Origin of the sequence: Streptomyces acidicola (genome assembly GCF_009377235.1) — a bacterium.
Classification (GTDB): Bacteria; Actinomycetota; Actinomycetes; order Streptomycetales; family Streptomycetaceae; genus Streptomyces; species Streptomyces acidicola.
Genome location: NZ_VMNX01000109.1, coordinates 23,072 through 29,238, shown reverse-complemented (window position 1 = coordinate 29,238; position 6,167 = coordinate 23,072). Strand labels below are relative to the sequence as shown.

The following is a 6,167-nucleotide window of genomic DNA, read 5'->3' as shown; positions in this document are numbered from 1 at the left end:
GAGCCGGAGCGGGCGCGGGGGCGGGAGCCGGCGGCTCCGGGGTCTCCGGCGGCTCCGGGGTCTCCTCGTAGTGCCTGGAGTGCGGGAACGGCGGGGCGGACATCCCCTTGGACTTGAGGCGGATGATGCGGTGGCCCGCCGCCGGCTGGACGCTCAGATGGCAGTCGCCGCGCTCCCGCAGCATGGCCAGGAGCTCCTCCTGTACGGGCTCCGGGTCGTCCCAGGTGCCGTACAGCTTCTGGGTGCTCAGGCAGATGGGCCGCAGCCCGCGGTTGAGCACCGCCTCCCAGGCGGCGATGGACACGCCGGGCGTGTGCTCCGAGCGGAAGTCGTCCAGGACCACGATGCCCTCGGGGAGCATGCTGTCGTGTGCCGCGCCGATGTCCCCGTACACGTGCTCGTACAGGTGCGAGCCGTCGATGTGGACGAAACGGCAGGAGCGGGGGTCGACCTCGTCCGGGACGATCGAGCTCGGGCCCTGGAGGACGCGCGGCAGCTCGTCGTGGAAGGAGAGGTAGTTCTCCTCGAAGATCTGCCGGGTCAGCCGGGAGTACGACTTGTTCGCCTCGGCCCGGTTCGCGTCGTCCGGTGCGTCGCCCTCGAAGAGGTCGCACACCGTGTACTGCTCGCCCTTCTGCCGGTGGTGCCCCAGGAGGATCGCGCTTCTGCCCATGTACACGCCGACTTCGAGAAGGTCTCCGCGGGTTTCGCGGGCCTCCTGCCGGTCCAGGAACCAGGTGAACAGCATCTGGTCGAGTACGGGGAACCAGCCGGGGACATCGGCGAGTTCGCGGGGCGGTCGGGTCATGCCTGGTGCAACGGTCATGAGGCGAAAACACTCTCTCGCGTGGGCGTGACGTGCTGGCGTTACCGGGGCGGGACCGAACAGTCGTTGGAACCTATGAGACGTCTGTGGTGCGGTCAAGGAATGCTGCGCTGCTCACCCGTGTGAGACTCCTCAAACGACGGGCAAGATGAATTCCGCGGAAATTCCCCGACAATTCCCGGACTCCCGGAGGTGTGGTCCGGGAGGCGTCGGGGATTGCCGGGGAATTCCCACGGAGATGCATCGGCAGGCCCTAGCCGCGGCTGCGCTCCAGCGATCTCTTCAGCGCGGGTCCCAGTCGTACCTCCACCCCGCGGTGCAGCGCCCATGCGAGGACCAGCATCCCCAGCAGGGTGAGCCCGATCGTGGCGCCCGCCGGCAGGCCCAGGCGCTGGTGCAGGACGTTCACGGAGACCCAGCCCAGGTGCTCATGGACCAGGTAGAAGGGGTAGGTCAGCGCGCCGGCCACCGTCAGCCAGGGCCAGTTGATCCGGTTCAGCCAGCCGAGGGCGATGGCCGCCACCGCCACGAAGCCGAGGGTGACCACGAGGACGATGCCGTACGACGTGCGGTTGGAGAAGGCGTCCGGGTTGGGGGCGTGCCACAACTCCTGGACCGCGTAATGCTGGCCGATCAGCCAGCTCACCATCACGATGCCCCATGCGTACACATCACGCCGGTCGCGGTGGACCAGGTAGAGGCCCATGCCGCCGATGAAGAACGGCGCGTACTCGGGCATCAGCACGGTGTCCAGCAGCGGCTCGTTCGCCGACTGGGCGATGGCGGCCGCGAGGGTCCAGCACGCGCAGAACATGATCACGCGGCTGCGGGTCACGCCCGGCAGGACCACGCAGAGGGCGAACAGCGCGTAGAAGCGGACCTCCGCCCACAGCGTCCAGCAGACGCCCAGTACCCGGTCCACGCCCAGGGGCTGTTGCAGCATGGTCAGGTTCACCAGCGCGTCGCTCGGCGAGACCGCCTTGTACGCGACCGTCGGCAGCGCGAACACCACCGTCACCAGGATCACCGCCGCCCAGTAAGCGGGCATCAGCCGGGAGGCGCGGGAGACGAAGAAGGACCGCAGCGGCCGGCCCCAGCCGCTCATGCAGATCACGAAGCCGCTGATCACGAAGAAGATCTGCACGCCCAGACAGCCGTAGGCGAACCACTCGTGCAGTGTGGGGAACTGCTGTTTGGACGAGGTGCCCCACGCCTGGGATATCTCTCCGTCACGGCCGCCGTAGTGGTACGCGGCGACCATCAGCGCGGCGATCAGCCGCAGCCCGTCGAGCGCGCGCAGGCGTGGGGCGGCGGCCCGACGGGTGGTGCGGGGCGGGACGAGGACCGTGTCCGGTCCCGCTCTCCGCGAGGGGTCACCCGGCCGGATGCCCGGCCGGGCTGCCCCTATGGGCCCTGAGGGCCCTATGGGGTTCGATTCCTGTGAGGACGAGGTGGGGGGTGCTGTCTTCGCAGGTATATTCATCAGATCAACCGAGCGTCGCCCTCTTCAGTGACCGGGCGCGGCGGGCGACTCTGCGGACCGTCGCGTTGCGGGGGATGAACGCCAGCTGCGAAGGGACCGCGCCGGGCAGGGCCAGCGAGGTGAGGCGGCGGCGCTTGAAGTAGCGCCAGGTGTGCTGGTTCAGCCGGTCCGTCAGGTAGCGCTCCACCTCCGGCCGCAGCTCCGGGTAGATCTTCGGCTGCATCGCGAAGCCGACGGCTCGCACGAGACCGGTCAGCTGCTCCGCGTCGAGCCCCTGCTTCTGCTCGGTCACCGCGGCGCGGTCCGTCAGCTCCGGCAGCAGGGCGTCCACGATGGTGACGGGGACGCGGTTGCTGTTCTCGTACGGCGTCAGGCGCTCCAGCAGGGTCTCCGTGCCGATGCGGGCGACCGGCAGACCGTACAGCGCGGACGCGGTGAGCAGCGCCGTGGAGAAGCAGCCGACGACCAGGGCGGGCCGCATCCGCTGGTAGAGCACCTCGGCGAGGACCGGCGTGTCGACGACCGTCAGGTCGGCGCCGAGCTTCTCCGCCTCCTTCTCCAGGCCGCGCGACCAGCGGGCCGGGGCGCTGGGGTGCGGCTTGAACACCACGCGGGTGTGACCCAGCTCGACGGCGCCCTTCAGCATCCGTACGTGCAGGTCCTCCTCCTCGGCGGCGGTGAGGATGCCGAGCGCGGAGAGGTACTGGCCGAGCAGCAGCGCGGGCTCGTCGACTGCGGGCAGCGCGTCGCCGGTGTCCTCGAGTTCGGCGAGCACCTTCGAGAACGCGTCCGTGGGGACGATCTCGGGCTCCACATCGAACTCGGTGAGCAGCAGCGGCGTCAGACCCGGTACGAGGTCCAGGTGCAGCAGCCGGGTCACGCGGGTGCCGACCAGCGGGTCGATCTTGTTACGGGTGGGGCCGTAGCTCATCAGGCCGTCCGCGTACACGGTGACGGGCGCGCCCATGAAGATCTGCGCGATACCGAGCGCCGGCTGCACCTGGATGGACTCCACGGCCAGCTCGATGTCGTCGTCGCCCAGGTTCCAGGCGAGCCGCAGGTGCCGCTCCCACAGCGGGGCGTCGTCCTGGCGGGGCTGCCAGCCGCCGGGGTGGAAGGGGGAGATGGTCTCGTTCCACGAGATCACGTCGTCGAACCGGCCGCGCAGCCGCTCGAAGCCGGGCATCTCGTCCAGCGACGGCGAGGTCTCGGGCGTCGACGCGTTGTTGGCGACCAGCAGGATCCGCCGGTCCGCGGGCCCGAAGCAGTCGGTGTCCAGCGCGGCGGCGAGCGTGGCCGTCCCGTACAGGGTGGAGGAGAGGAAGATCTGGGTGGTCACGCGGCCACCCCCGCGGCGGCGGGACGGCGGCGCAGCCGGCGCAGCCTCGTCGCGCGCTGGACGTCCATGGAGTCGAGGGCCTCGTCGAGCACGTCCTGCGGCATGCGCCGCAGCGCACCGGCGCTCATCGCCTTCAGTTTCCGTGCCACCTGTGGCTCGAACCTTTCAATGGATCCCAGATGATGGGAAATGATCGCGCAATACGTGCGCACGGCCTTCGGGAGGAGTTTCGACGCGTCCGGGTCGGCGGCGGTTTCCGTGATGACCTGGTCGAACGCGCGAATGAAGTCGAGCTGCCGTACGTCCCCGATCTGGGTCAGCGACGACGCCACCCCGCGCCGGTAGTAGACGCCGAGCAGCCCCACCACGGCCATGGACTCGGCCTCCCGGTGGAGCTTCCAGATCCACGGCCGGTCCTCCGCGGTGCGCAGGCCGTCCGTGAAGTGCAGCAGCCCGCGGTCGACCAGCCGGCGGTGGTAGACGCCGGCCCACGCGTACGCGTAGTCGACGGACGTGGACCGGTCGGCGGGCAGGATGATGTCCCGCGGCCGCAGTACGACCCCCCGCCGACCGTGCGGCACCCGGTGGATGGAGCGCGCCCGCGCGGTGCACTGGACGTGGTCCGTGCGGACGAAGTCGACGCCCAGGTCCTCGATTGCGGCGAGGAGCTGCGGGTAGTAGCCGGGGGCGAGCCAGTCGTCCCCGTCGAGGAACGTGAGGTACTCGCCGCGCGCCTTGTCGATCCCGGTGTTGCGGGCGGTTGCCAGTCCCCCGTTCTTCTCGTGTCTGACATACACCGCGCCCGGGAGCTCGCGCTCCGCACGCGCGAGAATGTCCGGGGTTTCGTCGCGCGAGCAGTCGTCGACGAGAATGAATTCGAAGTCGTCCCGCGCGTTGGCGCGCAGGCTCTTCAGGGTGTCGGGCGCGTATTGCTGCACGTTGTAGAACGGCACGATGACGGAGAGCTTGACCACGTGCCCGACGTTAGGGGGCGGCCCGGCATTCGTCTTGACTCCCGGCTTGATACCAGGTGAACGACACGTGGCGGTACCGTGAACCAGGCGATATTCCGCGCCGATCATGGCCTGATTCGCCATTCGTCGACGTGCTGTTAACCGTTTGTTGGATTCTGGTTGGGCTGCGGGGCGAAATGGCTTCCTAGCGTCTTCGGCGTGCCAGCAAGTACCAGGAAGACCCTGCGGATCGCCGTTCTCGCGGATTCCGACACCCGGTGGAAATGGGGCGCGCTCACCGCGAACCGTCTCGCTCCGGATGACTCGGACATCCGTCTGGACGGCTACCTCCTGCGGGGCCGTGCCACCCCCACGGCCCGCCAGCTCGAAGAAGTCGGCGTCCGCGCGGACTCGCTCCGCGAGGTCACCGGCGTCGAGTTCCTGCGGGTGATGGGCGGGGCGGCCGACGACGAGGAGCCGCCGTACGACCTCGTCGTGCTCTCCCTCGTCGGGGGCGGCGTCCAGGCCATGCTGCACGGACTGAGGAACGCCTGGGGCGCGCGGACCCGGCGGCCCGTCGTCGTCACCGGCTACGTCGGTGTCGTCTACGAGAAGCTCGCCGACGGCCTGCTGCTGCGGCACGGCGCGGACCTCGTCCTCGCGAACTCCCGCCAGGACGCGGACCGGTTCCGGGCCGTGTACGAGGGAGTGGGCGCCGACGCCTCGTCGGTGACCGAGGTGGCCCTGCCCTTCCTCGGGGGCGCCCCGTACACCAAGCACGACCCGTACACGGTTGTCTTCGCTGCCCAGCCCTCCGTGCCGGACAGCCGCAAGGACCGCACGTACCTGCTGAACCGGCTGGTCCAGCACGCCAGGCTGCACCCCGAGCGCGAGGTGTTACTGAAACTGCGCTCCAAGCCGGGCGAGCACACCACCCACATCGAGGAACTGCCGTACCAGAAGCTGGCCCAGCGGATCGACCTGCCGGACAACTTCCGCCTCGTGTACGGCAACATGGGCGAGGTCCTCGACCGGACCGACCTGCTCGTCACGGTCAGTTCCACGGCCGCCCTGGAGTCCCTGCACCGCCGTATCCCCACCGTGGTCCTCACCGACCTGGGGATCCGCGAGGCGCTGGGCAACCACCACTTCGTGGGCTCCGGCTGCCTCGCCTCCTGGGACCAGCTCGACGCCGGGCACGAGCCGTCGCCCGACGCCGCGTGGGTCACCCGCCAGGGAGTCGCCGCCTACGGGTCGTACGAGACGGCCTTCGACACGGCGCGCGCACGCATCGGCAAGCTGCTCGCCGCCGAGCTCCCGCCCCTCGACCCGTACTACACGCCCGTCACCGCGCCCGGCTACCTGCCCGGCATCCTCGCCCGCCACCACCTCGGCCCGGACGGCGCACCGCTGCCCGGGGCCCCCGTCGCCGACAAGGAGCCCAGCCCCGTACGGCAGATCGTGCGCCGGGCGGCACGCGGCGCGTACCGGCACGGGGTGCAGCGGGTGGCACCCGTCATCCGGCGGATGGGGGAGCTGTGAGCGTGCCCGCGTATGCCGTGAACC

General features: G+C 69.9%; 5 protein-coding genes. 1 reads left to right on the top strand and 4 read right to left on the bottom strand.

All coding sequences use genetic code 11. From position 1 onward, the window contains the following. From FPZ41_RS25895 to FPZ41_RS25880, 4 genes are all read right to left on the bottom strand, one after another. The coding region (locus FPZ41_RS25895; protein WP_152866094.1) for a class I SAM-dependent methyltransferase at positions 1 to 826 on the bottom strand (826 nt) is incomplete at its 3' end. 253 nt (positions 827 to 1,079) lie between these two features. Continuing rightward, entirely contained in the window at positions 1,080 to 2,309 is a 1,230-nt protein-coding gene (locus FPZ41_RS25890; RefSeq protein ID WP_152866093.1) for an acyltransferase family protein, read from the bottom strand. A gap of 4 nt (positions 2,310 to 2,313) precedes the next feature. Then, entirely contained in the window at positions 2,314 to 3,648 is a 1,335-nt protein-coding gene (locus FPZ41_RS25885; RefSeq protein ID WP_322620726.1) for an alpha-2,8-polysialyltransferase family protein, read from the bottom strand. Next, positions 3,645 to 4,622 (bottom strand): glycosyltransferase family 2 protein, encoded by a 978-nt coding sequence (locus FPZ41_RS25880; RefSeq protein WP_131564499.1) that lies wholly within the window; start codon positions 4,620 to 4,622, stop codon positions 3,645 to 3,647. The genes FPZ41_RS25885 and FPZ41_RS25880 overlap by 4 nt, the downstream gene beginning before the upstream one ends. Before the next feature lie 198 nt (positions 4,623 to 4,820). Between FPZ41_RS25880 and FPZ41_RS25875 the strand changes: the two genes are divergently transcribed. After that, complete coding sequence (locus tag FPZ41_RS25875) at positions 4,821 to 6,143, top strand: DUF6716 putative glycosyltransferase (protein ID WP_322620725.1); 1,323 nt, start codon at positions 4,821 to 4,823, stop codon at positions 6,141 to 6,143. Positions 6,144 to 6,167 lie beyond the last annotated feature (24 nt).